The organism is Methylophilus sp. DMC14 (assembly GCF_056314085.1).
The window spans coordinates 1-677 of sequence record NZ_JBQUZA010000015.1; the positions used below are offsets into that span (position 1 = coordinate 1).

At 53.9% G+C, this 677-nt stretch carries 1 protein-coding gene; it reads right to left on the minus strand.

The window, feature by feature from the left end; all coding sequences use genetic code 11:
• Positions 1-255: 255 nt before the first annotated feature.
• A complete protein-coding gene (locus ACT53C_RS14300; protein WP_476147043.1) occupies positions 256-654 on the minus strand; it encodes a hypothetical protein in 399 nt (132 codons plus the stop codon).
• Positions 655-677: the final 23 nt, after the last annotated feature.

A 677-nucleotide genomic window follows, 5' to 3' on the forward strand; every position in this document is an offset into this window, starting at 1 on the left:
GCAGAGATTGTGGGCGAACTAATCAACATAGCAAGAGATGCTACTAACATCCATGGGAGGCCGCAAGCAACCATAAAGCTCACGGGCAAACCGCATAACAATGCTATCAATAGTTCACGAGGGTTCGGTGTTTTTCGCATGCTTGACTGCTAACGTGCTAGGTGAGGGGCCGCCAGAGCGGCGAAGCCGCGTAGGGAACCGAGAAGCGCAGCTTCTCGGCGGTCCCTCTCGACCGGCGGGTTAGGGCTCGGGTGGTCATGCCGGTCCCCAGGAAAACCAGCGTGGCGAAACGAGAAACCACGATAAGAGCGCTACCACGGTTGTGAAAACCAACCACGGTAGAGTGCCAAGAATGTCTTGCATGGTGTCGCTAGCCCACCAACTGAACAGCAATACGGGGAGAACATATGCAATAAGCACAGCCCACCACTGGAGTAGCCCCGCACGAAACAACGTGATGTACAGGAAACCGCCGTAGATCAACTGAATAATTAGCCCGGAACCAAAAGCGAGCAGACCTACCCGGAAATATCCTTTGAGTGGAGGAACAGCACCTTCAAGCGTGACAGTTACAAACATCCAGGCGACGAACATGAGAGAAAAGGCCAATGCCGGTGCCAGCCAAGCGAGAAGGAGATGATTTGGCATTCGCATGCGGGTAGAGCCCTAACGTTTGA

Coding starts and splice junctions, on each gene's coding strand:
- ACT53C_RS14300 (WP_476147043.1), bottom strand. CDS start 654: ATGCGAATGCCAAATCATCTCCTTCTCGCTTGGCTGGCACCGGCATTG.